Annotated in this window: 2 protein-coding genes; one reads left to right on the plus strand and one right to left on the minus strand. The window is 56.3% G+C overall.

The window, feature by feature from the left end:
- On the plus strand, positions 1-824 hold an 824-nt coding region (locus ASH01S_RS17605), incomplete at its 5' end, for an IS1634 family transposase (protein WP_157067243.1).
- Here the strand turns inward: ASH01S_RS17605 and ASH01S_RS19120 are convergent.
- On the minus strand, positions 800-987 hold a 188-nt coding region (locus ASH01S_RS19120), incomplete at its 5' end, for a hypothetical protein (RefSeq protein WP_217996366.1). The genes ASH01S_RS17605 and ASH01S_RS19120 overlap by 25 nt on opposite strands.

Genomic DNA, 987 nt, shown 5'->3' on the forward strand with positions numbered 1-987 from the left:
GTAGATACCGGTTTGTCGTCGTGCGTTCGAGCAGTCTGGACGCGCGCAAAGAGCACAAGCTGGCGGGCGTACTAGAACGCGAGCGAAAAGAGTTGGAGAAGGCGGCCGCCGCGCAGCAAAAGATTCTGTACGAATGTGAACAGGACGCCACGGCAGCTGCGGAGGCGTTCTGTCGAGCCCATCGCAACAAACTCCATTCCATTCATACTGCGGTAGAGGCCCAGCAGATACAACAGAAACGGGCGCGACGGGGTCGGCCACGCAAGGATGAGCCCGCCCCACCGGCCGTTACGCGGCATCGGGTGCGAGTTGAGGTTGCACCTCCCAGCGAACAGGCCATACAGACGTGGCGAGAGAAAGAGGCGACATTCGTCCTCATCACAGACATTCGCGACGACAGGCGCCTGCCCGATGAAGCGGTTCTTCGGCTATACAAAGAGCAGGCCGAGGTGGAGGGACGATTCCGCTACCTGAAGAGCCCATACCATGTGGGTCCCATCTACCTGCACCGGGTGGACCGAGTCAAGGCGTTTTCCTACGTGATGCTCTTGTCGTTGTTGTTATACAGCGCGTTCGAGTTCGTTCTTCGCAAGAAGATGAGACAGGAAGAAGAACCGCTTATCCTGCCCGGCAAGCGCAAGAGCTTCCGTCCGACGGGAATCTCCGTGCTCGAAATGTTCGACGGGATGATCACGGCGCGCATTCGCGTGGATGGAATGTGGCGGTATCTAAAAACCACACTGCGGGATCCACAAATCGAGCGTGTGCTGAAGCTGTTGGACATGGATCTGAGCATCTACTATCCGGCTGAAAAAATCGCGTAAGCACGGTTTGCGCGGGTGCGGCCTTGGTTACCAAATCCGATCAAAAATTGCAAAGATCGCGCTTTCAACATGGCTGCTTTGGCATGTTCTTTGGGACGTGAGCCTCCTGTCTTAGAAGCTTTCGGAGTTTCCAGGAGACCATGAACTCTTGAGCGCGAAATGT

Source organism: Alicyclobacillus shizuokensis NBRC 103103, from assembly GCF_001552255.1.
Lineage (GTDB): Bacteria > Bacillota > Bacilli > Alicyclobacillales > Alicyclobacillaceae > Alicyclobacillus_G > Alicyclobacillus_G shizuokensis.